This is a genomic window from Nonomuraea sp. CX421, assembly GCF_059358955.1.
On the sequence record NZ_JCADBK010000019.1, the window covers coordinates 105,675 to 130,352 of the forward strand.

Below are 24,678 nucleotides of genomic sequence, written 5' to 3' on the forward strand. Positions count from 1 at the left end.
GAATCCTGTTACCTGAGAGGTAATCGCGCCGCGTGGGCGTATTGGAAAGGATGTGATCTCACCGCAGGTTCCCGATCAGGAGGAAATACCCCATGTCTACGCGCGAGGTCGTCGAAGAACTACTGCGTCGGATCGGCGACGGCGACTCCGAGCGCATCGCCGAGATGTACGCCGAGCACAGCGACTGGAAACTGGACTGGCCGGAGGCCGAGCACGGACGCGCCGCCACGCCATGGATCCGGCACCGCGCCACCCGCGCCGACGCCGGTGCCCACTTCCGGCAGATCGCCGAGCACCACGTGCCCGAAGAGGCGGGCACCGTGATCGAACGCGTTCTCGTGGACGGCGACGACGCGGTCGTCCTCGGTGAGATCCGCCAGACCGCCCGCTCCACCGGACGTGCCTACCGGTCAAGGTTCGCCCTGCACCTCACGGTCGAAGACGGCCTCGTCACCCGGCACCACATCTACGAGGACAGCCTCGCCGTCGCCCAGGCCTTCGACCGGTCCTAGGCGTCGCCGAAAACCTCCCAGACCTCCAGCAACTGCCTGCTGACCGGGTCGTACGCCACCTTGGCCAGCACCGGATACTCGGCCCGTTTGAGCGCCCGGGTCAAGGAGGCCGTGCCACACGCCCGGGTGCCGAGACCGTCGCGGTCCGCGTGGGTGTGATCGGCCAGCCACCGGTCGCCGCACCGCCTGGTGGTCCGGTGGAAGTCAGCCAGGGTGTAGTGGAACCGCACCGCGGTCCGGCCCTTCGCGAAGAGCACCGTGGTGTCGTTCACGCGCTTGATCGTGCCGAAGGCGGCGCGCGGCTTCCTGGGCGTCGCGAGGAACTCGCGCACCTCCGTCGTCGCGCCCAGCGAGATCCGCACCGGCGCCGGCCCGAGCTTCAGCACGAAGGCGAGGTCGGCGGCCTCGCACCTGGTCGTGCCCAGGCCCTCGCGGTCGAGCCGGACGACGCCCTCGGTCTCCTTCAGGTCGCAGGCGGCGGTGATCCTGCGGAACCCGGCGCCGGAGTAGACGATCCGCCGTTCCTTCGCGCCCGGGATGGGCGTGAGCCGGTAGCGCCGGATCCCGTACTCCTTGACCATGGTCGCCTTCGCGGGCGTGATCCGCAGCGCGTTCCCGCCGTCGGCCCAGGCGTAGCCGTACAGGACCTCCGTCGTGGCGGCCTGGAAAGCCGAGCCGGCGGAGGCGGGAGTGGCAAGGGCGGTCAGGGCGGTGACGCCGACCGCGAGTGCGGTGGCGGCGGCGAGCTGGCGCAACATGGCGGATCCCCCGTTTCGTGATGTTCTCCACGAGTGAGACTCCATGAGACGGCCAGGAGTTCACGCGGGAGGAGACCCCCGTACTCTTCCCCCGAGTGATTTGCGAGCCTTCCCCTGAGTACAAGGAGAGCCTGGTGTCCGAACCGACCAGCCTGGCCGAGGTCCGCGCCCGGATCGACGCGCTCGACGGTGAGCTGATCCGCCTCCTGGCCGATCGGCAGGCCCTGGTCCGGCGAGCGGCCGCGTTCAAGAAGGACGAGCAGGCCGTACGCGCTCCCGGCCGGGTGGAGCACGTGGTCACGGCGGCCCGCGAACGCGCCGCCGGCGCCGGACTGTCCCCGGACGTGGCCGAGAGCGTGTGGCGGGCCATGATCGACGCGTTCATCGAGCTCGAACTGACCGAACACCGGGCCGCCGGCGCCCCAGGCTGATCGCCCTGTTCGTCAGCGCGGGCGATGCCCCCGATCGCTGCCGCCGATCAGTTCAGCGCGGCCGGGCACGGCCGTGCGTCTCCGACGCGCCCACGTGACGGCGGGTCGATCACCGCGCATCCTGGTCCTCATCAGCCGCGAGGCATAGGGAGGATCCGTATGGCTGTCCAGAAGCTGAGGCGCAAGCCGTACGAGAAGGAGCTGCTTCGCCTGCAGGCGGAGCTGGTGAAGGTGCAGGAGTGGGTGCGTGCCGAGGGGCAGCGGCTGGTCGTGCTCTTCGAGGGCCGTGACGCCGCCGGCAAGGGCGGCACGATCAAGCGGGTCACCGAGTATCTCAACCCCCGGATCACCCAGATCGTCGCCCTGCCCGCGCCGACCGAGCGGGAGCGGACGCAGTGGTATTTCCAGCGTTACGTGGAGCACCTGCCGGCCGCCGGGAACATCGTGCTGTTCGACCGGAGCTGGTACAACCGGGCCGGTGTCGAGCGGGTGATGGGATTCTGCACGCAGGACGAATACACCAGGTTCCTGCACCAGTGCCCGATCTTCGAGCGGCTGCTGGTGGAGGACGGGATTCTGCTGCGCAAGTACTGGTTCTCGGTGAGCGACGCCGAGCAGGAACGCCGCTTCCGGGCCAGGCTGGACGACCCGATGCGGCACTGGAAGCTGTCGCGGATGGACCTGGAGTCGATCACCCGCTGGGAGGAGTACTCGCGGGCCAAGGACGAGATGCTGATCCACACCCACATCCCCGAGGCGCCCTGGTACGACGTGGAGAGCGAGGACAAGCGCCGGGCCAGGATCAACATGATCAGCCACCTGCTGTCGACGATCCCGTACGAGGAGGTCGAGCGGCCCTCCATGGAGATCCCCAAACGCCCGCCGAGCACCGGCTACCGGCGCCCGCCGCGAAGGCTGGACACGTTCGTTCCGGACGTGACGACCGGCCTGTGACGCCGGCCGCGTGTAGGAGAGTCTCAAGCCAGATCGTGGCAAATGCCAGGCCAGAGGTAGAACGACAAGCTAAGGCAGGTACTCGGGGTGGATCAGGCCGGCGTCAGAGGCCCGTCGCGACGTCGAACAGCAGCGCCCGAAGCCATTCGATGAAGTACTGGTCAGCCAGCCGAGGGTTCCAGACCATGTCGATCCCGAGCCCGGGAAGCGGGAACGGGAACTCCTCGATCCGCAGGTCGGCGAGGGTCAGCATGGTGGCGGCGACCTGGTAGCGAAAGAGGGCGACGCCGCCCGCGCGGGCGACCAGGAAAGGCACCAGCAGAAAGTCGGAGACCAACTGGCCGACCCGGTAGGGGATCCCCTTCTCCTCCAGCACCGCATAGGGGAAGACCCGCCCATCGGTGTCGACGACGATGTGCGGCTGGGTGGTCAGCAGGTCGAGCGCGTTCGCGTCCGGAGGAGTGTCCGGTGAGGCCACCACCACAATGCGGTCGTCATAGAGGCGCTCGCGTGGATACGGCGAGTAGTGCCCCTCGGAGATCAGCACGACGTCGACGCCCTTGTCGGTGAAAGTGGCCTCGGTCGGCACCGTGATCGTACGGATCCGCAACGTGGCGCGAGGAGCCTGCTCGGCGATGAGCCGCGCCAGTCGAGGGCCGAGGACGAACGCCGTGCTGTTGGTCATGGCGATCGTGATGACGCGCTGATCCGTGGTGGGGTCGAAGGAGGGGAAGTTCACGATGTGCGCCGTCTGCTGCAGGGCACTGCGCAGCGGCACGATCAGCTCCTGTGCTCGCGGGGTCAGGGTGACGCCTGCCCCCTGCCGGACGACGAGGTCGTCACCCAGCAGCCGCCGCATTCTCGTGAGGGCGTGGCTCATCGCCGGCTGTGACAGCCCGACCCGTTGCGCCGCCCTGGTCACCGAACGCTCTTCCAGGAGCGCGAGGAGGGGCACCAACAGGTTGAGGTTGACCGATGCCAGCCGGTCCAACCCCGAACCTGTGACGTCCTCTCCGTCGTGTCCCATCGAGAAGAACCTTACGCGGCGGCCTGACTCATACGACGCAGCCGGGGAATCGCGACCCGGTAGTTGAGCGCCGCGGCCACACCGGCCCCGTCATCGTGTGACCAGCGCATCAACGCCGGCCCGCCACCGGGCTCTCCCTCGAGGTACGTCGGTTCGCCCTCCAGCGGCAGATAGCCCACCGCTTTGAGGCTCAGCCCGAACTGCTCGGTCCAGAAGTACGGCTGGAACCGCAGCGGCGGTGAGTCGTCGCCGTGGACCAGTGCCCGGGCGGCGACCTTCGCCTGCTCGATCGCGCTGCTCCAGAGGGGGATGCGGCGCAAGCCGTACGGAGTGGGGAAGGCCGCCAGGTCACCGACGGCCGCGACATCGGGCCGGACCAGCCCGTGCGAGTCGACCGGGATGACGCCCTGCGCCGCGAGTCCCGTGTCCGCGAGCCATTCCGTGTTGGGTACGTCGCCGACGGCGGTGATGATCATTTCTGCTTCGCGGACCGCGCCCTCGTCAAGGACGACCCGCGCACTCCCCTCACGCCGTTCGAGCCGGGCCGACCCGGTCTCGACGATGGTGAGTCCCTGGTCCAGCGCGGCCTTGACGAAGACGCCGGCGAGGTAGGGGCCGAGCTGGACGATCAGCGGCACGCCCTGGGAGACGAGGGTGACCTGACAGCCGGCGGCCAGGCACCCGGAGGCGATCTCCATGCCGAGCGGGCCGCCGCCCACCACGATGACCGATGGTCTGGCCGCCAGCCGGCCACGCAGGGACAGCGCGTCGTCGAGTCCGCGCAGGGTGAGCTCCTCGGACAGGCCGGACAGCCGTCGCGCCCGGGAGCCGGTGGCCAGGACGACGCGGTCGTACGGCAGGGCCGTGCCGTCGTCGAGGCTGACGAGCCGGCGATCGAGGTCGAGTGCGGTCGCGCGTACGCCCAGCAGTTCGGTCGCCCCGTGGCCGGTCGGCGGAAGCTCGTGCGACGACACGTCGTCGCCGTCGAGCAGCAGCGCCTTCGACAAGGCCGGGCGGCTGTACGCGGGGCGCGGCTCGTCGCCGACGATGGTCAGCTCGCCGTCGAACCCGGCCTCGCGGAGCGTGTCGGCCGCGGTCAGCCCGGCGATCCCGTTGCCGACGACGACGACGCGGTTGATGGTGCCGCCACTCATGCGATCCTCAGCGCCGCGACCGGGCACACGCGGACGGCGGCGTTCGCCAGGGCGACGTCGGCCTCGTCGATCTCCTCTCGGTCCAGCACGAGCTCGCCGTCGTCGTCGAGGTGCATGAGCCGCGGCGCGGCCTCCTCGCACAGGCCATGACCCTCACAGCGGGGGCGGTCGACAACGATCCTCACGCGGGGATCACCTCCAGGACGGGGAGCTCCTCGATGCTCCGGGTGATGTTGCTGGGAACACGGAGCTCGGGCCCGACGACGAGACGCTTGGCGCGCCGGGAGAGCGCTTCGATCACAGCGTGAGCCTCCAGGCGCGCGAGTCCCTGGCCCGCGCAGCCGTGGGGGCCGTAGCCAAACGACAGATGGTCGACCGGATTGCGCTCGACGAGGAAGGCGTCCGGGTTCTCGTAGTGCCGGGGGTCGCGGTTGCCGGCGCCGAGCAGGACCGCGATCTGCGCGCCCGCCGGGATGACGGTCCCGTCGATCTCGACGTCCCTGGTGGCGCGCCGGCCCCAGGCGTTGACGGGAGGCCAGAAGCGCAGCACCTCGTTGAACGCCGCCGGCACCAGCGACGGGTTCTCACGGACCAGATCGAGCTGATCGGGGTGCGCGGCGAAGAGCGCGACGACGTTGCCGATCGCCGCCACGGTGGTGTCGACACCGGCGCCGAGGTACTGGTGGATGATGTGACCGGCCGTGTCCGGCGGGATGGCGCCCCGCGCCTCGGCGTCGAAGATGCCGCGGCCCACGGACCCTTCGGCCAGGTCGGACGCCTCGACCTGGGAGCACCAGGCGTAGAGCTCCCCGGCGATCGGGAAGCTCTCGGCCGTGCGCTGGTTCATCGGACCGAGGACCTGCATGGCGGCCTGTCCCCAGCGCAGCATGTTGTCGCGCACGTGGCCGGTGAAGCCGATCAGGTCCGCGACGACCTCCAGCGGGAAGGCCCGCGCGAGGGCGTCGATGGCCTCGAAGGAGCCCTTCTCGACGAGCTCGGCGACGAGAACGTCCGCCTTCGCCTCGATCCGGCCTTTGAGCCCGCGCAGCGCACGCGGTGAGAGGTTCTCGGTGAGCGTGGCGCGCAGCTGCGTGTGGATCGGCGGATCGGACGCGAGGGAGGTGCCGGTGAGCGCCTCGTTGGCCATCGGATTGAACGCGATCGAGGTCGAGGAGAACGACTCCCAGTCCACGAGCGCGTCACGGATGGCGGCGTAGCGCGTCAGCGCGTAGACATCGTTCTTCCGGAGGTGGACGACGGTGCCCTGCTCCCGCAGTTCGGCGTAGACGGGGTACGGGTCGAGGACGACCTCGTCTGCGAAGAGGTCGACGTCGGAGGTAGGCGGGGTGGTCATACCCTCAGTGAAGTGGCTGCCCTTGCATCTAACAAGTGAATGTTTTACATGCTGTTACATGCGCGACATGCATGCGTCATGGAACGGCGCCCGCGTCGACGCGCCCGCGTGCGCGGGGTCGGTGGTTGTTTGATCCATTCCGCAAAGTATCCCAAACGTAATTGGTGACGACTAATGTAATCACGGTGCGAAAAACGATCATCATCGCCTTTGGTGCGGCAACTCTCCTGTCCATTTCTGGAGCTCCCGCTTTAGCGTCCGCCGAAAGTCACTCACATTCTCACTCGCTGGTGGCCCCGGCCGGCTGGTGCAAACAGAAGCAGAGCTCGGGCAGGTACTACTACCAGCACAAGAAGCACTGGGACTGCGTCTCGCCCGGCGCCTTCTGCGCCAAAACCCAGCGCAACGCGTACGGATACTCCATGCGGGCCGCCGCCCACACCAAGCGCTACAAGTGCGTCCGATACCCCAGCAACACCTGGCACTGGAAGCCCGTCAAGGCCTAACGCGTCCAGTGCCGCCCGTTCTGTCCGGCCTGCGTGGGACACGGACAACCGGACCAGCGAGGCCGGCGGCCTCAACCTGGCGAATCACGGGGGGCAGGCGCGGGGCAGTACGCCGGGATGACGCACGAACTCTGGAAGAGCGATAACACGCACTCCATTTGTTAGGCCTTGTCACTATGGTGCCCCTGCTTCACACTGAGCAAAATCCGTGACCTGACCAGGAGGCGTCATGCGCAAACTGTTCTTTGTCCTGCTCGCCGCAGTAACCCTCACGGCTCTGCTTGCTGGGCCTGCGTCAGCGGCGTTCATGATCTACTAGCGGCCGTCCACCTGGGGCGGCCGACACCACGCAGCTCAGACCGGCCGCCCCGGCGTGTCGTGGAGAGCGCAGCCAGGCGCTCGCACTTGACCGGGAGCGCGCCGGAGAGCTGGAAGAAGGGTCGAGACCGCCATGGCGGCGACCGCGAACGGGGCCGGGGACCCCGCCGTACGGCGAGGCGCTGCTGAAGATGAGACTCCTCCGGGCCGCCCGGCGGCAATCATCCATACTTTGATGTTCTTTACCGAGAGCCCCGTGGCCAGGCGGACCAAAGAGGGCAGGTAGGCGTTAAGGCACTTTTGTTGAATGACGGGTGGTTGGTCGTGAATTTTCCTAGTGCATCGGCTCCGTTGCGGCTGGCCGCCGAAGAGTCCAGCGACTTTATCGGAATCGAGGCGCCTGGCTCAGGGCAGGCAATGCTCCTACGCTTGGTGACGTCCGGTCCCGACGGCCAGCGCGGCACCAAGCCGCCGCTGATCCAGCTCAGAGCCGACATGGGACCGCCGGTCACGGTGACCGAATTCCCTGACGCGGAGCCCGTCGTCGACGCCGAGAACCATATCGTGGGCTCCGCCACCTGGATGCGGAGAAACTTCGACGTATATCTCGTACGAGTGTCTCTCGACCGCCCGGGAAGCAACTGGCAGATCCAGGTCGTGAATGACGCCTCAGAAACTCGTACTTTTCAGTTCATCAGCCTCAGTGGCGCGAGAATTTTTGCCGAAGACGGATGGCCGGGTTCCAATGTCTACTGCGGCGACTTCCCGTGCGCTTGCACCCGTCATGAAGGCAGCTTGACAAGTCCGTGCCCTCATTGCGGGCACAAAAGCCCGCAGGGCTGAAGCGTTTTCATGTTGTGAGACCGAGTAGCTGGAGCCCGTCGGTGCGAGCTCAGCCCCATAGCCTCGGACTCATGAACGATCGTGCTCTCGTCCCCGACGACTTCGCCGTCCCTCCATGCCTGGCCACCCCGCAGTTCCGTCTGGAACCTCTGGGCCCCCAGCACAACGCCGCCGACCACGCTGCCTGGACCAGCAGCATCGAGCACATCCGCGCGACCCCGGGCTTCCCGGACGGAGACTGGCCCCCCGTGGGCGGCATGACCCTGGAGGCGAACCTCGCAGACCTGCGGCGCCACGCGAACGACTTCGTTCAGCGCCGCGGATTCACCTACACCGTCCTCGATCCGGCCGGTGGCGAGGTGATCGGATGCGTCTACATCTATCCCTCCCGCAGCGACGACCACGACGCTGACGTGTCCTCCTGGGTCCGGGCCGACCGAGCCGAACTGGACGTGCCCTTGTACGAAGCCGTGACAGCGTGGCTGTCCACGCATTGGCCCCTCGGGACGCTCAACTATCACCCGCGCTGAGACCACGTCATCCCGCCGGGAACGAGCCCAGGACGCCGAACCCCCAGCCGGGTGACCACGGGGTCACGATGACGCCGCCCGGCCGCGTCTGCTCCACCCAGGTCGCCTTGGTGGATCGGTTTCGGGTCTCCCGTTCCATGCCGTGGAACGGGATGTCACGCCCTTCTGATGACAGTCACTCTTACAGGGGGTATCTCATGCGTAAGCACCTGCTGGCGATCCTGGCCTCGGCAGCCACCGTGGCGGCACTGACGGCCGCCGCGCCGGCGCAGGCCGGCTCCGCACACGCGGTAACGGTCCTGGGCGGCGGCCAGTCCGCGGTCGGGAGTCTCATAATCGGCCAGAACCAGTCGATGGGCGGCCTCAACTGGACCTTCACCGAGTCCAACCGCGATCTGTCTTCCAGTGGCAGCGAAGACCGGGCCAGTTCCCTCCGCGTAACCGGCGACTCGGCCTGGGTCGTCTACCAGCACGACAACAACGGCGGCCGCGCGTACTGCATCCTTCCAGGCCAGGCCATCAATGACCTCCACCACGCGTGGTGGCAGTTCGGTGACACCATCTCCTCGGTTCAGCGGCTCATCGGCCCGAACTGCTTCAATTTCCCGATGTTCCTGAGTACGACCCTCTGACGGAGAGGCGAACATCACCCGACGGCGGCACTCTGCCTCTGATGTGGCTGCGCTACGGCGGCTCGGCCACCTACTGGGAGGTGTCAGTGGAGGGTGGAACGCTGGAGCGCGGTGGCCGTGCCGTCGATCAGGGTGCGAAGGCCGTGGTCGAAGGCTTCGTCTCCGAGCGTGCTGCCGCCTTCGCGGATGGCCAGGAGGAAGGTGGCGTCCATTCCGCGCTCCAGCAGGGCGGCCACCGCCGCGAGCCGCTGTGAGGGGTCGTCGGCGCTCTCTTGCCGCTCGGCCTGCTCTCGGAGGACGAAGCCGTTGATGTAGCTGGTGCAGCTCGAGATCGTACGCAGCGCGAGTGCTGGGGTGAATCCGCAGCCGACCAGCGCGGTGAGCTCCTCGTCGAACAGTCTGATCGTCGCCGGGCTCAGGCCGGCCGCGTTGGCGACCAGGCGGGCGCCGTCGCGGTGCGCGAGCAGCGAGGCGCGGTAGGCGTGAGCTCGGCGAGTGAGCCAGCCCTGCCAGCTCTCGCCTTCGCGGGGCGGGCCCATCCCGGCGGCCACGATGATCGCGTCGGCCATGCCGTCGAGTAGCTCCTGCTTGGTGCGGATGTGCCAGTAGAGCGCCGGGGACTTCACGCCCAGCTCGGTGGCGAGCCTGCGTACGGTCAGCCCGTCGAGGCCGACTTGGTCGACCAGGCGAAGCGCTGTCTCGATCAGGGCCTGCCTGCTGAGCGCCGGGCGCTTGGTCTCACTCATCGATTGACAGCTTAGCGGCGCTAAGGCAGCATCAGATGCCTTAGCAACGCTAAGGAGACAGAAGATGCGGCTGACCAGGTCCCTATTGGCATGCGGTGCTGTCGCGGGCCCGCTGTTCATCGCTCTGGTGCTGATCCAGGACTACACGCGTCCCGGCTTCGACCCCCGGCGGCAGCCGCTCAGCCTGCTCAGCTTGGGCGACCTCGGCTGGATTCAGGTCGCCAACTTCGTGGTCACCGGGCTGTTGTACGTCGCGTTCGCCGTGGGGATGCGGCGCGCGCTGCATCCCGGCCGCGGTGGGACGTGGGGGCCATTGCTGATGGGCGCCTTCGGAACCGGTCTGGTCATCGCGGGGGTCTTCCGCACCGCCCCTGGGTGGGGCTATCCGCAGGGAGCGCCGACCGGCGTGCCCACCGACGCCGGCGTGAGCCACGTGTTGCATGGCGCCGGCTTCTTCGTGGTGCTGGTCTCGCTGATCGCGGCCTGCTTCGTGTTCGCCCGGCGGTTCGCCGCGCTGGGCGAACGGCGCTGGGCGGTCTCGTGTGCGGTCACCGGGGTGGCACTACCGGCGATCTACGTGCTGTCCGGCGTGCTGTCGGAGCACGGTGAGCACTCACAGCCCCTGAGCCTCCTGCTTCGCCTCCTGGCCCTGGTGGGCTGGGGCTGGGCTTCGCTCCTGGCGGTACGGCTACGCCGGGAGAGCACGGCCGACGAGCCCTGACCCCAGCCGAATCAGCGACATCGCCCGCGCCGCGCTTGTCCTCATTCATTTCGAGTACGACTACCTACCGGCAGTTCGCTGAGATCCCTTCACCGCATAGCGAGCGATTACTTGATGACCTGAAAGATGAAGGGCGCGACCAGACCGATGAGGGCGAGGGCCTCGGTGAGGACGAAACCGAGAAGCATATTCTGGCGGATCAGGCCGTACGCCTCCGGCTGCCGGGCGATGGCTTGCACGCCCTGGCCGAAGATGATGCCGACGCCGATGCCGGGGCCAATGGCAGCAAGGCCGTAACCAATAGCGGTGATGTTGCCAGAGACTTGAGCGAGTACGTCCATTGCGCCGCCTTTCCGGTGTCTGACGAAGTAGAAAATCGCTGACTTGCTTGCATTCCAGTATGTGGAAGCGAGAAAAGAAATATCCATTTACCCCAATTTGCGTGTAAAATGCTTGTCAATAGACGTACTAGACAAATCAACCTAGATGTTTTAGTAGTAAATGGTCCAAACCAGATGCAAGCACTCGGCGGCCTCACCCGCACCGCAGCGGATCGAGCGGCGCGGGTACTGCCAGAGATGAAATGCCCAGTCCAGCGTCTCGAGGCATGCGCATAATCCGGCGGACGGTCGTACCCGGCGATGAACCTGGTGAGCTGCGCCAGTGATGTCGCTCCGCTGAGGACGGCGAGCAGGGTTAAGGCGAGGAGCGGCCCGAGCTGGTATCGGCGTCCCCTGCGGCTGCGCGGGTCGGGCACGGTGTCGAGTACCTCGGCCAGGGTGGGCAGGTCGATGGACGAGTCGGTGAGGGTGACATGCTCCGAGTGGCGAGAGAGCACGTCGATCGGGGGATGATGGCACGCGAACGCGGCCCCTGTTCTTGATCGACTGGCTAGACACCGACGATCATCAGGGGTCGCGTTTGTCATCTCCGCACTGGGGTGCCCTTACTCGGCCACTCGCCCCAGGGGTGCAGCAGTCTCACCAGCCGAGAACGCAACGGCCTTGGTGTGCTGGACGCTCTAAGTAATGAGGGAAGGCTCGCTGTCCGAGAGCATAACGGCGTTTACATCGTCGGACGCAGTGTCTGTGTGATAGCGCTTCATCGGACGAACTATTCGATCCGCATGAATTCGGGAGGACGATCGTCATAATATTCGAAGGCATAGTCGAAACCGGTCCATGTGCGCGCTGTTATCAACGCCTGAACCTCCTCGGCGAAAGCCTCAAGTTCAGGCCGATAGTCGCTCTCTAAGTCGTCCGGGTTCTGCTCGACAAAATGGAAGTCGGGTGACGTGAAGGCGATCCAGAGACGCAACAGGTTGTCGGTATCCTCCCATATGCCGCTCCCGTGAGGGCCTATCCGCCAACCCCTAGATTTCATTAAAGACATGACGTCATATGCAAGCTCCTCTATCTCGGGAGCTTGCGTGATCGCCTGGACAGGTGTGTCACCGTGAAGACGCTCGTCGAAGATGGATGACTCAAACGTCACCGAGAACAGCAGTGGCAGGTGTGCTAGCACGACCAGACTCCTGTTCAGGTTGGATCTATGCGAGTGAAACCCGACGCGGGCACTTCATATACGCACGAGACTTCTACGCTGTGCAAGTAATCAATGAGGTCGCCGCTAGGGCGATGAGGCAATAGCAAAGCCATCTGAGGCCGAGGCTTGATGTGGCGCCGATAGTCAAGAAGTTGTCCCACGGCCCGCCGAACAGCATCTCGCGTCGTGGCTCCCTTGGCTTCATAAAGTTCATTCGCTTCTTCGTCGTACAGGTCTGTAAAAAGAGGACGACTCTCTCCGGCCGGTATAATGCGCCAGCGCTGGAACGAGCGTCCAACACTCGTCATATATCGAGCACATAACTCGCTCTCGCGACGCGAGGCGACGTTTGGTGCAGTGCCTGGATTCTGGAAAGTTGGGGTGCGATGCGCCTCTAGCGGAACCAGAGTCGCACGCGTTGTATCGGCCACGTCTTCGATAAGGCTTCTATCGCTATCGCGACGAAGGGCTTCCCCGGTGGGAATAAGGCGGAATACATAGACTGTCCGCATCTCGCCGTTTTCGTCAGGGGCTTCTTCGTGGAAGTATGGGCGCTCTCTGTCCAGCTCAAACGAGCCTATATAGCGATGCTTCTTGGTGTTTGTTCCTGGGGCTACCCCATCGGCGATAAAGACTCGAAGAACCCGCTGCTGAGCACGGTGCTCAGCAATTGAGAGATTGCCATCGCGCATCTGTTGATCGCCGACACGCCCGTCTCCTGTATAGAGGAAGACGGAGCCGTCCTGGTTCCAGCCGTCGAAATTGTAGCCATAGGCTTCACCGCGGCTGGGGTCCGAGTAGATGAAGACGTTGTCCGTCTTGCGGGAGGGCTCGATGCCGCCGTACTTGGCGCCGCCGTACAGCGCCATCCGTTCGTCACGCGTGAGCAGGTCGCCTACCGGGGTATGCCAGTCATTCCGCATGTAGGCCAAGATAAAGGACTAAACCGACAGAAGGTAGGCGGGTGCGCGAGCAGGGCCAAAGCGTTCTCATGTTGTGAAACCGAGTAGCTGAAGGCCGTCGGCGGGGTGGCTGTGGTAGTGGTCGGCGGCGGAGGCGATGTTGGTCCAGCCGATCAGGCGGGCCAGGCCTATGGCCAGGTTGCGCAGCCTGGCCATGATCCGGGGTGCGTTTCCGGTGCGAACGCGGGAGGCGTCCTCGCGGATGTGGTGCAGGGCTTCGATGCTCCAGTGGCCGCGGATCAGCGCGGCGAACTGGGTGTGCGTGACCCGGCCTGGTGGCAGGCTGGTGATGGCGTAGATGGTGACGATGGTGGTCTTGCCGGTGCGGTGGTCGGTGCGGCGGCGTTTGACCTGGATGGCCTGGGCAGCGTGGGGGAAGGGCAGGCCGGGGCGGGCGGTGCAGATCTTCATGCGGCGGATCTCGCGGGGGCCGTGCCCGGTCTCGCGGTGCGGTCGTTCAGGATCTCCTCTCGCCAGGGCAGGGCTTTGAGTCGGCGGTGCAGGGTGGGCTGGTTGCCCTTGACGAGGAACAGGTAGTGGCCGCCGGCGGTGACGATGTGGCGGGCGTGGGCGTGCTGGGTGTGCAGGGCGTCGGCGGTGACCACCAGGGTCGACAGGTCCAGCTTGGACAGCAGGGGTGCGAATGCGGGGATTTCGTTGCTCTTGGCCTGGACCTGCTGTTGGGCTGCGACGGTCTGGGTGTCGTGGCGGGTGGCGGCCAGCAGGTGCACGGTGCCGTCGGTGGTGCGGCTGCCGCGCAGGGTTATGCCGTCCACGGCCAGGCCGGTGAGCTTGGTTTGGCCGCAGGGTCGGACGTCTGAGGTGGCGGGCGGGGCCTTCGTAGCCGACGCCGACTACTCCAGCTGACTGATCGTTTGTAGACATGCCCTGCACTCTTCTACGCCTGGTCGCAGCGGTCACCTTGTTCGTGGAACACACCGTAGCGATTCGATTCCCTTCATCAGACTGACCTGGAGGAGCGGTGAGGTCGAATCGATCGACGAAATCGCCGCTCGAACAGCGTCGCCACGGGCGACGGTTTCCGGCACCTTGGTGGGATGAAACCCGCCACGATCACCGTCGCTGTGAGTGGACTGCTGCTGACCCTGTCGATCGGCTGGATACTCGGGCCGGGGGCGCCTTGGTGGCTGACGCACGTCGATGGAGTGCACGGGTTGCAGGGGGAGCAACTCGCGGCGCTGGATGCGATCAGAGGTCGAGCACTGGCGGTCGGCACCGGTCTGGCCGCGCTGGTGGCTGTCTTCTACACCGCGCGCAACGCCGACACCGCGCGGCGCACGTTCCAGCTCGGCCAACGAGGCCACGACACCGACAGGTACGGCAAGGCCGCCGAACAACTGGGCCATGTCCAAGCCCCGGTCCGGCTGGCCGGGCTCTACGCGCTGGAGCAACTGGCCCAGAACACCCCCGTCCTGCGGCAGACGATCGTGGACGTGATCTGCGCGTACCTGCGCATGCCCTACCACGACGCCTTACCAGGGGACCGGCACACCAGGATCCGGGCCGCGCAACGAACCGCTCGCGCCCGCGTGCCCGCCGAGCGTCCGGCCGGTCGCGACGCGCGGGAGGAGCGGGAGGTACGCCTCACGGCGCAACGCATACTGGCCGATCACCTCCGCTACCGGGAGCCGCCGAAGACGCGATGGTGGAGAGCGGCCGAGTCCGATCCGCGGTTCTGGCCAGGCATCCGACTCGACCTGACCGGCGCTGTTCTGTGCGAGGCCAACTTCGTGAGCTGCCGTATCGCCGAGGCCGCGTTCACCGGGGCCACCTTCAATGGCGGCGCGAGGTTCGGCGGAGTGGTCTTCACCGGCGAGGCCCACTTCGACACGGCGTCCTTCACCGGCGACGCCGAATTCGGCGAGGCGAGATTCCTCGGCGCTGCGGAGTTCACCTCGGCGACCTTCCGGGGCGCGGCCAGATTCGGTGGGGCCGCCTTCGAGCGCGGCGCCAACTTCGGGTTCGCCTCCTTCGAGGGGCAGGCCGGCTTCAGCGAGGTGGTCTTCGGCGGGCACGCCTCGTTCGGCATCGTGAACTTCGGAGGCAACGCCAGGTTCACCGGGGCGGTCTTCCAACGCCGAGTTCGCCGCGGCCACGTTCACCGGCCTGTCCGGGTTCGTCGAGGCCGCTTTCCGCCAGCAGGCGATGTTCAAGGGCGCGACCTTCACCAGCGCCACCTCGTTCGACCGGGCCACGTTCGAGGGGCCGGCCGATTTCGCGTACGCGCATGGGGCCGAGCACGTACGCCTGCACGAAGCATCCGTGGCCCGCCCCGCCGACACTCACAGGTGGCCGCCCGGGTGGCGAGTGGCGATAGAAGCGAGTGGTCACGCCGCGCTGCGAGCCCCCTGACCAGCCCTCGGACGGCTGACACGGAATCCAGGGGCGAACGTTGCTTCCCTTAGCGCTCCAAGCTCGGAGTGCTGCGTCTCGACGTCGCTGAGTCGCTGGTATCGCATCCCACTGTCGTGCCTCGTACTCGAAATCTGTCAGCCGAACGTCGCCCTCTCCCTTTAAACCTCGGTACAGGTGTGTGCACCATTGACGGTGGGGTGAATTCTGTGCGGGACGGTTGTAGAAGGTGTCCGTTTTTCCTGTGTTTGGACAACCCGCGTGGGGTGAGTGACGGTACCATCCCAAGGGATTCGCGGCAGATTGGTGGTGATTGTGGTGACTGAAACGGTCAACCTTCGCATGAGTGGAACTTTTGCCGAACAGGAGCTCAGATCGCTCTACGACTGGCTGATGAGAGACCTTGATGCTCTTGACTATATGGACGTGCGCCTGCAGTCCAAGGAGCCGGGGCCAGGGGAGATGGGCGACACTCTGGATCTCATTGCCCTAGCTGTGACAAGTGCATTGCAATGGCCAGCGTTTGTCGAAACACTATCGCAGTGGCGTGGAACACGGCGTCACCGTCCACAGGTAACGATTGAGCGTGGAGGAACCACCGTCGTGGTATCTGAGGCGGAGTCGGAACTAGTTGTTCAGATTCTTAAGGCTATGGAGGATCACGAGTGAACCTCCCTGACCCACTGACTTCGCGTGCCGTACTGATTGGCACCAGTGAGTACACCCATCTCAGCTCTCTTCCCGCAGTCGCAAACAACCTGCAGGCGTTGAGTGATCTCCTTCAGCGGTCTGATCTGTGGGGCCTGCCGGCAGAGCACTGCACGATCGTCCACAACCCCACGTCGGTAGCCGCGCTGATGGATCCGTTGTGGCAAGCTCGGGAAGAGGCCAAAGACGCCCTTATTGTGTACTTTGCTGGCCATGGACTGATGCATTCCGTGGAGAGTGATCTCTATCTAACCCTAGTCGATTCACATAAGGACCGCATGTACAGTGCGGTGGCTTACGACACGGTACGAAACGAGCTTCGGGCGAGTCTCGCGCGACGCAAAATCGTGATTCTCGACTGCTGCTACAGCGGGCTCGCGCTTGGGCTGATGAGCGCCGACGATCCTACGGTGCGCGTCGCGAATAGTGCCCGCGTCTCAGGCACGTACCTGATGACGGCGACGGCGGAGAACAAGACTGCACTTGGCGGTCTAGACACCTATACAGCTTTTACTGGCGAGCTGATCCACCTCATCAGCAAAGGAATTCCAGAGCAGCCTGAGTTCCTAAACCTAGATACGATCTTTCAGCACGCTCGCGAGTCGTTGCGAGACAAGGGTCTCCCTATTCCGCAAAAGCGTGAATCAAACCTTGCAGCTCATATTGCGCTGGTTCGCAACCGCGCACATAAGAGTCAAAAGCAACTCGAAGGTCGCAAGGAGTTCTATGGTGCCATCGAAGGGATTCAGCCGGGCATCATTTTTGACAGCCGTCGAGCGCTGCATGATGCAGGTGTGCACCGGCCGCTACAGGCGGGCATCTGTGGAACTGCTGAGCGAGGTGGAGCGGAGTCCATCGTCGTTTCGGGTGGTTATAAGGATGATGAAGACTACGGGGATGTAATCATTTACACCGGTCATGGTGGACGTGATCCCAATACTGGTGTGCAAATCAACGATCAATTGGCAGATGATTCGGGTAACGCTGCCCTCATCAAGAGTATTATGACCGGTCTTCCGGTCCGTGTTATTCGTGGATCTGGCGGTAACGAGAAATTCTCACCGCCGGCTGGTTATAGCTACGACGGGCTCTTTACGGTTGCCGATTACTGGACGAAACGCGGTGCCGATGGGCCGGCGGTACTCCAGTTTCGGCTTGAGCAAATAGACGATGGCTCTCCAAAGAAGACGACAGCACACCATCTGAGTCGCAAGCTTCCGCCTGGACGTCGGGAAGAGGTTGCTCCGGGGGTCTACGCAGACAGACTGCTGGCGACCGAACTCAAGCAGGTGTACGACCATGCTTGTCAGGTGTGTGGCGCCGTGCTTGAAGTGCCAGGCGGTCTGCGGTTTGCCACCACCGTGCACATCCGCGGGCTAGAACAGCCTCACTTGGGACCCGATAACAAAGCCAACATGCTGTGCCTCTGCCCCAATCATCGAAGCCTCTTTAAGTATGGGGCGATCACCATTGAGGATGATTTCCGCGTAATAGATCAGACAGATGGTGAGCCGATCGGCAAGCTCATATTGAAGCACGACATTGATCGCGAGCACATTCAGTACCACCGTCAACACCACATTCTTGGTCATCGACGGCTCCGCGACGAGCTGGACTAATGATTTGCTCTACGATTTATGGACCGACGGCAATCGCTTGACATCTAGATAAGTAGATGCCCGGTTAAGTGTTTCGCCGCGCTGTGTGAGTAGACAGATCGGTGCGTCGAACTTTGCTATTCGGGGCGCAATGTCGAAGCGTGTGAGTCGAACTCGCCACCCTTGGCTCCGTGGATAAAGGCACTCCACTCGCCTGACGTGAAAGTCAGCACTGGTCCATCGGGATTCTTACTATCCCGTACGGTGACGTGGCCACCACCAAGGAATGCGACCTGCACACACTGGCCGTTCGCACCGCTGAAGCTGCTGGTGCGCCACTCGGCACGAGAAAGATCGACTTCTCTGTCCGTCATCTCCGCACTTCCTCTCGCTTTATATCCGTAAGCAAGCGGGCCATGAGATCCCGGGTCTTCGCCGGACTGGCTGCGACGGCTTGAAGCCGGTCGAATATCAGGTTATAGCGGCGCAAGTCGTTCTCGCTATCGAGGAACAGATCCGCCGCACTCGTCTCGATGTAGATCACATCGGGCAACCCTTCGGCGAACTGGAGGATGACGAACGAGCCATGCATCCCAGGGTGCCCGCCGGCGTCGTAGGGGATCACCTGCAACGTCACCGGGGACCGCGCGCTGTCGGCGACGAGCCGTTCTACCTGTTGGCGCATGACCTCGGGGCCGCCAACGCGTCTATGCAGCACTGCTTCATCGATGATCACCCAGAGCGCCAGCGAGGGATCGCGTTGGGCCTGGCGCGTCATGCGTGCGACTACCCGGTTCTCAACTTCGTCGGGAGAGAGCTCCGGATCGCTCGCACGGATCACAGCTCGCGCGTACGCCTCGGTCTGCAGCAACCCAGGCACGAATGAGGTCTCGTAGTTCAGGAGCGCTTTGGCCTCACTCTCGAAGCCGATGTACGTGGCGTACTGCCCAGGCAGGCTCTCCGACGTGACCCGGAGCCAGCTCTCCTCTTTGGCCAGTCTGAGGATCGCGACTAGCTCGTCCTGACGAGTGGCTGGCACGCCGTATACATCGAGAAGCGCCCGCAAGGTCCTGACCTGTGGTTTCGCCTGTGCCGTCTCGATCCGGTAGAGGGTGACGCGGTTGATGTCAGTTGCGTCGGCCACCTGCTCGCGGGACAAGCCCGTGCGTTCTCTGAGCTGCCGCAACTCCATTGCGAGACGCCTCAAGCGGGCTGTGGGTGCCTGTCTCGATTGAGGCATGCGGCAAAGAGTAGCGGAGACTTCTTTGCCGATGTAGACGCAACGTGTTGCTTTCGCAGCAGAGCGTATGCATCATGATGCGTAATCGAGTCATCACGGAATGCTGTCGAGGTGGTCGTGCATGCGTCGCCGTACCAGAGAGCGGGTTGCGCAATGAAGGAGCGGTACGGGGGAGTTCGTCTCGCGAGGAGACGCATCCGCCAAGTGGGGTGTGCGGGCATCCGGTCGAGAGTGTGGCGCGGTGTGGGTGGAAGTGCCGACAGTGCGTGTGGAGACCGCAACGACAGACACGGGAGGGCACCGACATGGATGAGATCACGGCGACCCAGGCGGTTCGGGTGCTCGCGGCCCGTCTGCCGAACTGGACCATCTGGTACGGCCGGCACACGGGCCATTTCTGGGCCCTGCTCAAGCCCCGCCCCGGCGTCCACGCGCTCCACGTCGAAGCGCGAACCGCGGCGGAGCTGGAGGGCCAGGCCGTGGAGGCCGAACGGTGGTTGCCACGATCGGCCCTGGTCCGGCCAGTTCCCCGGCTGCTCGCGGAAGGCGCTCCGATCGAGGATGTTCTCGTCGCGCGGGGTCCCCGCGGCTTCCGGAGGGACGCGGGTCCGAGGGCGCCAGGACAAGGGCGTGAGATCAACCTGACCTGGAGCTGACCCGCGCACGGCGGGTCAGTGCTGACCGGCTTCCCGCGCCGCCCCCTCCACCCGGTCCCGATACTCCTCCCACCACGCCTGGTCGCCCTCAGGCAGGTTGTCGTTCTCCTTGCGCAGCCCGGCGGCCCCGTCGATGAGTTCGCGGACGATGTCGGCGTGGCCGGCGTGCCGGTTGGTCTCGGCGATCATGTGGATCAGGATCAGGTGCAGCGTCACCTGGCGCCGGTCTTCCGCCCACCACGGCACGTGGCCGATCGCATCCACCGCGAGCGCGTCGATCGTCGCGTCCGCGTGGGCCCACGCCCGGTGGTAGAGCCCGACGATGTCCTCGCGTGACTCGTCGGCGGTCGCCCACATGTCCGCGTTGGGCTCGGCGCCCTCCTCGAACCAGGGCAGCGGCTCGCCGGACGGCCGTCCGAAGGTCTCGCCGAAGTATCCGAACTCCACGCTGGCGACGTGTTTGACCAGCCCCAGCAGGTTGGTGCCGGTGGGGGTGAGCGGACGCCGGATGTCGTACTCCGAAAGCCCGTCAAGCTTCCACAGCAGGGCTTCGCGGGCAGTCTGTAGATAGCGGTGAAGATGTGCTTTTGGCTCCCATTCAGTCATGCGGGCATCTTCGCAGCCAGGACCGACAAATGTGCTCATGGTCGCCCGGAGGACGACCCTGAGCCACGCGTCGAGGTCAGCCCAGTTTGGCGGTGATCGCCCTGGTCATCGCGTCGAGGCCGATCAGGTTGAACGGCCTGCCGAGGGTGCGCATGAGGGAGTTCTCGGAGGGGCGGTAGATGCCGGAGGTGTAACCGTAGGCGCCCGCGTAGGTCCCGATCACGCCACCGTCGGGAGTGGCCTGGCCGAGGTACTGATACCACTTGCGCCGGTTGGAGGTGAGCTGGGCGGCGGTGTAGATGGTGATGTTGGCGGCCGACGGCTCGGAGCCGCGATAGCGGCTCGTCCCCTCGGTGTACTCGTCCGCGAGGCCGCCCATCGAGTGGCCGAGCTCGTGCACCACGACCTGGCCGGAGCTCGCGTTGCCGCCGGAGGCGGTGGCGACCCGGCCGCCGGCGCCGCCGTACTTGGTGCTGTTGCCCAGCGCGATCACGTGGTCGACCGCCGGGGCGTTGGCGGCGTACGACAGGGCGGTGGACTCGTTCACGCACAGCAGGCGCTCGATCCCGGAGCACCAGAAGCCCATCCCGAGCGCGGTGTTCTTGCTTATGCCCTGGGTGGGGTCGTTGTCGACGCCGGACTGGCTGGAGATGACCTCGACCATCCAGACGTTGAAGGAGTTCTTGTACGTCTTGAACGGCTCGACCGTGGTCATGACGGCCCACTGGCTCGCGACATGGGCGTGGAACGTGGAGATCTGGGATGACGTGTAGCCGTCACCGACGAAGACCAGGTCGTAGCGCTGGCCGGTCGGGCCGGTCTGCTGCAGGGCGGTCACGTTCGCCGGCGGTGGCACGGCGAACGGCGACACCTGTTCCTCCCGTTTCGGGATCTCGACCCGGCGGATGGTCCCGTCGGGGGAGAAGACCTCCACCGACTCTGTCTCGGGTGGCGGGATGGCGGCGGACGCGGGAGCGGAGGCGAGGGCGGTGGCGGTGGTGATCAGCACGCATAAGGCGAGCCGGAGCGAATGGCGCACGAAGTCTCCTGGGGGGTGGACGCGGCGTATTCACTCTCAGCGTGAGTGTTCGTCACGACCGACGGAAATCGCGCTTGGGGATAACTCCACAGCTATGGGGATTTTCGCCCTGAGTTCATCTCGAACCGGTTCAGGCTTGAGCTTTCATCGCGCTCTTGACCGCGGCGAGGAGGCCGGCGGCTCTCAGGTCCGGCACTCCTTCCAGAACGTGGTTCATGACATAGCCGAACGCCAGGCCGGTGCCCGGATCGGCGAAGCCGAGCGATCCGCCGAGACCGGGGAAGCCGAAGGCGGTCGGGCTGTACCAGTACGCGTCGGGCGTCGGGAGGCCGAATCCGGTGGCGATGCGGACGGGTACGCGCAGGATGCGGTCGACGCCGACGGCTTGTTCCGTGGTCGCCGCGGCCAAGGTGTCGGGGGTGAGGATGCGGTGCCCGTCGACCTCCCCGATCAGTGCGGCGTAGAAGCGGGCCAGGGCGCGGGCCGTACAGATGCCGTTGGTGGAGGGCAGCTCGGCGGACTGCTCGTCGGGGTCGTTGTGGTTCAGCGGGGGTTTGACGACGGACATCGACCGTACGGTCAACGACGTCGGGTCGGCGTAGGCCGCCATCACCTCGCGCATGGGCTCGGGCAGGGTGTCCAGGTCGATCGCGGCCAGGGCCTCGAAGTCGGGCGTGGCGGCGATGACGCGGCTGACCCGGTGCCGCTCCGTCTTCGGCAGGCCGATCCACAGGTCCAGGTCGAGCGGTGCGGCGATCTCCTCGGCGAGGAACGTGCCGAGGCTGCGGCCGGTCACCCGGCGGACGACCTCGCCGACCAGCCAGCCGTACGTGAGCCCGTGGTAGCCGTGTTGGCTGCCCGGTTCCCAGGCCGGGCGCTGGGCGGCCAGCGCGTTCACCATCGGATCCCAGGCGATCGCCTCCGCCGGGGTGATCGGGTGGTCGATCGTGGGCAGGCCGGCCTGGTGGGTGAGGAGCCAGCGGACCGGGATGCTGCCCTTGCCGTTCGCCGCGAACTCCGGCCAGTAGGCGGCGACGGGGGCGTCGAGGTCGAGTTCGCCGCGCTGGGCCAGCAGGTGGGCGCAGGCGGCGACGACGCCCTTGGTGGTGGAGTAGACGACCTGCAGCGTGTCGCGCTCCCAGCGGCGGCCGGTCTCGGGATCGGCGATCCCGCCCCACAGGTCGACGACCTTCCGGCCGTGCAGGTAGACGCCGACGGCGGCGCCCACCTCCTGGCCGCCGGCCAGATTGGCGGCGAACGCCTCACGTACTCCTTCGAATCCGGGTGCGGTGGTTCCGCTGACTTCGGGCATGCGTCATCGCCTTCCGTGCTCTCGGGGTGTTGCCGGAGCACCTGCTGTCGGGCTGGGGAACGTGCTGTCGGGGGGTGGGGAACGTGCTAGCCGCGCCACTTGTCGAGGAGCCAGGCGCAGAGCTCCGGCTCGGTCATCTCGGCAAACTCCGCGGTGAACGTGGCGAGTGCGCGCATCGCCTCGTCCCGGGTCAGCCCGCGCGCCGCCGCCTGCCGGAGGTAGTCCTGCCGTGCGGCTGTCGGACGGCCTCCGCCCGCGCCGCGGCCCGGCAGGCTTTCGCGCCACCGCACTATCTGGTCGATGCGCTCAGGCCGCCAACCGGGAGCGCCGTCGACCTCGACGTCGGGCTCGGGAAACGGGTGACTCGAATCGTTCGGATAGCGGGTGCGCCACTTGTGCACCGCGTGCCGGGTCACTCCCATGGCCTCGGCGATGCCGAGCACGCCGAGGTAGTGCTCGGTCATGGCGCACCAACTTGTCTGTCCGGGCCTCCTCCGTGGGTCTCATGAATACCACGCCAAGGCAGAGTGCTCACGTCGAGTCAAACTTTGTCTCTGCCAGAGACAATATTAATGCCGCAATGGAAACGTCGTCAACAACGAGGACGAAGTTGGCCCCTCACGGCCGGGGTCAAGCGTCGTCGAGGGGCGTGCCGGGGCCGGTCACCGGGTGAGTTCGGTCTCCTCGTTGAGCCGGGCCAGCTTGTGCGGGTTGCGGATCGCGTAGATCCGGGTGATCCGGCCGTTCTCGATCACCAGGCTCGCCACCGTGTCCAGCTCGCCGTCGAGGTGGAGTCGCGCAGCCGGCTCGCCGTTGAGCCACATCGGCATCGCCTCGAAAGCGCTCGTCACCGTGGCCAGCGAGCTCAGCAGCGGGGCCACCCGGTGGGCGCCCTCGACCGGGCGGCGAGAGGCGGCGACCACGCCGCCACCGTCGGCCACCACGACCACGTCCGGCGCGAGCACGTCCAGCAGCCCCTGCAGGTCACCGCCGCGGACCGCGGCCAGGAACCGCTCCACGACGGCCTCCTGTTCGGCCCGGCTCACCTTCACTCGCGGTCGCCGCGCGGCCACGTGATCCCGGGCGCGATGGGCGATCTGCCGCACCGCCGCCGGCGTCCTGCCCACCGCCTCCGCGATCTCGTCGTACGGAGTCTCGAAGACCTCACGCAGCACGAACACCGCCCGTTCGACGGGGCCCAACGTCTCCAGCACGGTCAGCATCGCGAACGAGACGCTCTCGGCGAGTTCGACGTCCTCTGCCACGTCGGGGCTGATCAGCAGCGGCTCGGGGAGCCACTCGCCGATGTACTCCTCGCGTCGTCGCGTCAGCGTGCGCAGCCGGTTGAGCGCCTGCCGGGTGACGGTCCGCACCAGGTAGGCCCGTGGGTCCCGGACGTCGGCCCGGAGCGCGGCGTCGAGGCCCGCCCACCGCAGCCAGGTCTCCTGCACGACGTCCTCGGCGTCGGCGGCGGAGCCGAGCATCTCGTAGGCGACCGTGAACAGCAGGCTGCGGTGGGTGACGAACGGGTCGGCGATCATGCCCGCGACGCTACGTCGCCAGGTCGCGCCAGGGGCGCCAGGCCGCACGCCGCGGAGAAACCCTGGGCCTCGATGCCGAGGGCGAAGTTCGTCCGCGCGGTCTGGTTCGCCACGGCGATCCACGCGGTGAGCTCGACCATCGCCGGGGCCCCGAGCCGATCGAGCAGCCGCGCCGAGAGCTCGTCGGTGACGGTCGGCGGCGTCCGCGTCATCGCCTCGGCGTACTCCATGACGTCACGCTCCAGCGGCGTGAAGACGTCCGACTCGCGCCAGCGCGGCACCTCGCGGGCCTTGGCCACGTCGAGCCCCTCGTTGTGCGCGTGGAAATACCCGAAGTCGAGGCAGAACGTGCAGCCGATCAGGGAGGCCGCCGCCATGTGGGCATAGGACTTCAGGTTCTTGTCGCACGTCTTCCACTTGCCGGCCTTTCGGCCGAGGCTGAGGCTGAACGTGAGCACCGGCCGGTTGTTCCACATCACGCCGAGTGGCTCGGGCACGACGCCGAACATCTTCCTGCTGAACTTCTTCAGTACGGCCCCGTAGACGCCGGTGATCTCAGCCTTGGGAACCCGAGTGTGGCTGGTCATGTCTCTCCTCGTCTCCTGATGTCGG

31 protein-coding genes and 1 pseudogene are annotated in these 24,678 nt (G+C 65.9%); 12 read left to right on the top strand and 20 right to left on the bottom strand.

Annotated elements, in window-relative coordinates; translation table 11 throughout:
• Positions 1-92: 92 nt before the first annotated feature.
• Positions 93-512: a nuclear transport factor 2 family protein gene (locus AC5L3X_RS28410; protein ID WP_494860949.1), complete on the top strand. Its 420-nt coding sequence runs from the start codon at positions 93-95 to the stop codon at positions 510-512.
• Here AC5L3X_RS28410 and AC5L3X_RS28415 read toward each other — a convergent pair.
• Positions 509-1,270: a hypothetical protein gene (locus AC5L3X_RS28415; protein ID WP_494860950.1), complete on the bottom strand. Its 762-nt coding sequence runs from the start codon at positions 1,268-1,270 to the stop codon at positions 509-511. The two genes, AC5L3X_RS28410 and AC5L3X_RS28415, sit on opposite strands and share 4 nt — an antisense overlap.
• Positions 1,271-1,404: 134 nt before the next feature.
• Here AC5L3X_RS28415 and AC5L3X_RS28420 point away from each other — a divergent pair, with 134 nt between their 5' ends.
• A complete protein-coding gene (locus tag AC5L3X_RS28420; protein WP_225263915.1) occupies positions 1,405-1,701 on the top strand; it encodes a chorismate mutase in 297 nt (98 codons plus the stop codon).
• A 159-nt stretch (positions 1,702-1,860) separates the two neighbouring features.
• Positions 1,861-2,655, top strand: coding sequence for a polyphosphate kinase 2 (ppk2, locus tag AC5L3X_RS28425; protein ID WP_494860952.1), 795 nt, complete (start codon positions 1,861-1,863; stop codon positions 2,653-2,655).
• 103 nt (positions 2,656-2,758) lie between these two features.
• Here ppk2 and AC5L3X_RS28430 read toward each other — a convergent pair whose 3' ends face one another.
• The 4 genes from AC5L3X_RS28430 to AC5L3X_RS28445 are packed head-to-tail and all read right to left on the bottom strand — an operon-like array spanning position 2,759 to position 6,190.
• The gene (locus AC5L3X_RS28430) at positions 2,759-3,682 is read right to left on the bottom strand and encodes a LysR family transcriptional regulator (RefSeq protein WP_494860954.1); all 924 of its coding nucleotides are present in this window, start codon (positions 3,680-3,682) and stop codon (positions 2,759-2,761) included.
• A gap of 11 nt (positions 3,683-3,693) precedes the next feature.
• Positions 3,694-4,836, bottom strand: a complete 1,143-nt coding sequence (locus AC5L3X_RS28435; protein ID WP_494860956.1) for an NAD(P)/FAD-dependent oxidoreductase — start codon at positions 4,834-4,836, stop codon at positions 3,694-3,696.
• Entirely contained in the window at positions 4,833-5,021 is a 189-nt protein-coding gene (locus AC5L3X_RS28440; RefSeq protein ID WP_494860957.1) for a ferredoxin, read from the bottom strand. The genes AC5L3X_RS28435 and AC5L3X_RS28440 overlap by 4 nt, the downstream gene beginning before the upstream one ends.
• A complete protein-coding gene (locus AC5L3X_RS28445) occupies positions 5,018-6,190 on the bottom strand; it encodes a cytochrome P450 (protein ID WP_494860959.1) in 1,173 nt (390 codons plus the stop codon). The genes AC5L3X_RS28440 and AC5L3X_RS28445 overlap by 4 nt, the downstream gene beginning before the upstream one ends.
• A gap of 290 nt (positions 6,191-6,480) precedes the next feature.
• Here AC5L3X_RS28445 and AC5L3X_RS28450 point away from each other — a divergent pair, with 290 nt between their 5' ends.
• The 4 genes from AC5L3X_RS28450 (at position 6,481) to AC5L3X_RS28465 (ending at position 9,019) form a co-directional block, all read left to right on the top strand.
• The gene (locus AC5L3X_RS28450; RefSeq protein WP_189128614.1) at positions 6,481-6,696 is read left to right on the top strand and encodes a hypothetical protein; all 216 of its coding nucleotides are present in this window, start codon (positions 6,481-6,483) and stop codon (positions 6,694-6,696) included.
• Positions 6,697-7,338: 642 nt separating this feature from the next.
• Positions 7,339-7,857: a hypothetical protein gene (locus AC5L3X_RS28455; RefSeq protein WP_189128615.1), complete on the top strand. Its 519-nt coding sequence runs from the start codon at positions 7,339-7,341 to the stop codon at positions 7,855-7,857.
• A gap of 71 nt (positions 7,858-7,928) precedes the next feature.
• Positions 7,929-8,387: a GNAT family N-acetyltransferase gene (locus AC5L3X_RS28460; protein WP_189128616.1), complete on the top strand. Its 459-nt coding sequence runs from the start codon at positions 7,929-7,931 to the stop codon at positions 8,385-8,387.
• A 197-nt stretch (positions 8,388-8,584) separates the two neighbouring features.
• Entirely contained in the window at positions 8,585-9,019 is a 435-nt protein-coding gene (locus AC5L3X_RS28465; RefSeq protein ID WP_494860960.1) for a beta/gamma crystallin-related protein, read from the top strand.
• Positions 9,020-9,102: 83 nt separating this feature from the next.
• Here AC5L3X_RS28465 and AC5L3X_RS28470 read toward each other — a convergent pair whose 3' ends face one another.
• The gene (locus AC5L3X_RS28470; RefSeq protein ID WP_494860961.1) at positions 9,103-9,765 is read right to left on the bottom strand and encodes a TetR/AcrR family transcriptional regulator C-terminal domain-containing protein; all 663 of its coding nucleotides are present in this window, start codon (positions 9,763-9,765) and stop codon (positions 9,103-9,105) included.
• A 64-nt stretch (positions 9,766-9,829) separates the two neighbouring features.
• Between AC5L3X_RS28470 and AC5L3X_RS28475 the strand changes: the two genes are divergently transcribed.
• On the top strand, positions 9,830-10,486 hold the full coding sequence (locus tag AC5L3X_RS28475; RefSeq protein WP_494860963.1) for a DUF998 domain-containing protein: 657 nt from the start codon (positions 9,830-9,832) through the stop codon (positions 10,484-10,486).
• A gap of 107 nt (positions 10,487-10,593) precedes the next feature.
• Here AC5L3X_RS28475 and atpE read toward each other — a convergent pair whose 3' ends face one another.
• The 6 genes and pseudogenes from atpE to AC5L3X_RS28505 form a co-directional block, all read right to left on the bottom strand.
• On the bottom strand, positions 10,594-10,827 hold the full coding sequence (gene atpE, locus AC5L3X_RS28480) for an ATP synthase F0 subunit C (RefSeq protein WP_494860964.1): 234 nt from the start codon (positions 10,825-10,827) through the stop codon (positions 10,594-10,596).
• Between the two features lie 308 nt (positions 10,828-11,135).
• Positions 11,136-11,414 (bottom strand): annotated as a pseudogene (locus tag AC5L3X_RS28485) (transposase family protein); the annotation flags it as partial.
• Positions 11,415-11,599: 185 nt separating this feature from the next.
• Entirely contained in the window at positions 11,600-12,010 is a 411-nt protein-coding gene (locus tag AC5L3X_RS28490) for a hypothetical protein (protein WP_494860966.1), read from the bottom strand.
• A 14-nt stretch (positions 12,011-12,024) separates the two neighbouring features.
• Positions 12,025-12,954 carry an SRA domain-containing endonuclease gene (locus AC5L3X_RS28495; protein ID WP_494860968.1) on the bottom strand — a complete coding sequence of 310 codons (930 nt, stop codon included), beginning with the start codon at positions 12,952-12,954 and terminating at the stop codon, positions 12,025-12,027.
• A 66-nt stretch (positions 12,955-13,020) separates the two neighbouring features.
• Entirely contained in the window at positions 13,021-13,404 is a 384-nt protein-coding gene (locus AC5L3X_RS28500) for a hypothetical protein (RefSeq protein ID WP_494860969.1), read from the bottom strand.
• On the bottom strand, positions 13,401-13,775 hold the full coding sequence (locus tag AC5L3X_RS28505) for an ISAs1 family transposase (RefSeq protein ID WP_494861009.1): 375 nt from the start codon (positions 13,773-13,775) through the stop codon (positions 13,401-13,403). Before AC5L3X_RS28505 ends, AC5L3X_RS28500 begins: the two co-directional genes overlap by 4 nt.
• Positions 13,776-14,051: 276 nt before the next feature.
• On the opposite strand from AC5L3X_RS28505, the gene AC5L3X_RS28510 reads away from it, so the two are divergent.
• From AC5L3X_RS28510 to AC5L3X_RS28520, 3 genes are all read left to right on the top strand, one after another.
• Complete coding sequence (locus AC5L3X_RS28510) at positions 14,052-15,419, top strand: pentapeptide repeat-containing protein (RefSeq protein ID WP_494860971.1); 1,368 nt, start codon at positions 14,052-14,054, stop codon at positions 15,417-15,419.
• Between the two features lie 265 nt (positions 15,420-15,684).
• Positions 15,685-16,035, top strand: a complete 351-nt coding sequence (locus AC5L3X_RS28515) for an effector-associated constant component EACC1 (RefSeq protein ID WP_494860973.1) — start codon at positions 15,685-15,687, stop codon at positions 16,033-16,035.
• Positions 16,032-17,693, top strand: coding sequence for a caspase, EACC1-associated type (locus tag AC5L3X_RS28520; RefSeq protein WP_494860974.1), 1,662 nt, complete (start codon positions 16,032-16,034; stop codon positions 17,691-17,693). Before AC5L3X_RS28515 ends, AC5L3X_RS28520 begins: the two co-directional genes overlap by 4 nt.
• 116 nt (positions 17,694-17,809) lie before the next feature.
• On the opposite strand, the gene AC5L3X_RS28525 is transcribed toward AC5L3X_RS28520, so the two are convergent.
• Positions 17,810-18,046 carry a DUF397 domain-containing protein gene (locus tag AC5L3X_RS28525; RefSeq protein ID WP_494860976.1) on the bottom strand — a complete coding sequence of 79 codons (237 nt, stop codon included), beginning with the start codon at positions 18,044-18,046 and terminating at the stop codon, positions 17,810-17,812.
• The gene (locus tag AC5L3X_RS28530) at positions 18,043-18,864 is read right to left on the bottom strand and encodes a helix-turn-helix domain-containing protein (RefSeq protein WP_494860978.1); all 822 of its coding nucleotides are present in this window, start codon (positions 18,862-18,864) and stop codon (positions 18,043-18,045) included. Before AC5L3X_RS28530 ends, AC5L3X_RS28525 begins: the two co-directional genes overlap by 4 nt.
• A 353-nt stretch (positions 18,865-19,217) precedes the next feature.
• Here AC5L3X_RS28530 and AC5L3X_RS28535 point away from each other — a divergent pair, with 353 nt between their 5' ends.
• The gene (locus tag AC5L3X_RS28535; protein ID WP_494860979.1) at positions 19,218-19,568 is read left to right on the top strand and encodes a hypothetical protein; all 351 of its coding nucleotides are present in this window, start codon (positions 19,218-19,220) and stop codon (positions 19,566-19,568) included.
• A 15-nt stretch (positions 19,569-19,583) separates the two neighbouring features.
• Here AC5L3X_RS28535 and AC5L3X_RS28540 read toward each other — a convergent pair whose 3' ends face one another.
• The 6 genes from AC5L3X_RS28540 to AC5L3X_RS28565 all read right to left on the bottom strand — a co-directional run bounded on the left by AC5L3X_RS28540 (position 19,584) and on the right by AC5L3X_RS28565 (position 24,653).
• Positions 19,584-20,174 (bottom strand): DinB family protein, encoded by a 591-nt coding sequence (locus AC5L3X_RS28540; protein WP_494860980.1) that lies wholly within the window; start codon positions 20,172-20,174, stop codon positions 19,584-19,586.
• Between the two features lie 76 nt (positions 20,175-20,250).
• Positions 20,251-21,213, bottom strand: coding sequence for a M64 family metallopeptidase (locus AC5L3X_RS28545; protein ID WP_494860981.1), 963 nt, complete (start codon positions 21,211-21,213; stop codon positions 20,251-20,253).
• 130 nt (positions 21,214-21,343) lie between these two features.
• Positions 21,344-22,525 carry a serine hydrolase domain-containing protein gene (locus AC5L3X_RS28550; RefSeq protein ID WP_494860983.1) on the bottom strand — a complete coding sequence of 394 codons (1,182 nt, stop codon included), beginning with the start codon at positions 22,523-22,525 and terminating at the stop codon, positions 21,344-21,346.
• Positions 22,526-22,611: 86 nt separating this feature from the next.
• Positions 22,612-22,989, bottom strand: coding sequence for a hypothetical protein (locus tag AC5L3X_RS28555; RefSeq protein WP_494860984.1), 378 nt, complete (start codon positions 22,987-22,989; stop codon positions 22,612-22,614).
• 198 nt (positions 22,990-23,187) lie between these two features.
• Positions 23,188-24,066 carry an RNA polymerase sigma-70 factor gene (locus AC5L3X_RS28560; protein WP_494860985.1) on the bottom strand — a complete coding sequence of 293 codons (879 nt, stop codon included), beginning with the start codon at positions 24,064-24,066 and terminating at the stop codon, positions 23,188-23,190.
• Positions 24,063-24,653 (bottom strand): carboxymuconolactone decarboxylase family protein, encoded by a 591-nt coding sequence (locus tag AC5L3X_RS28565; protein ID WP_189128636.1) that lies wholly within the window; start codon positions 24,651-24,653, stop codon positions 24,063-24,065. Before AC5L3X_RS28565 ends, AC5L3X_RS28560 begins: the two co-directional genes overlap by 4 nt.
• Between the last annotated feature and the right edge of the window lie 25 nt (positions 24,654-24,678).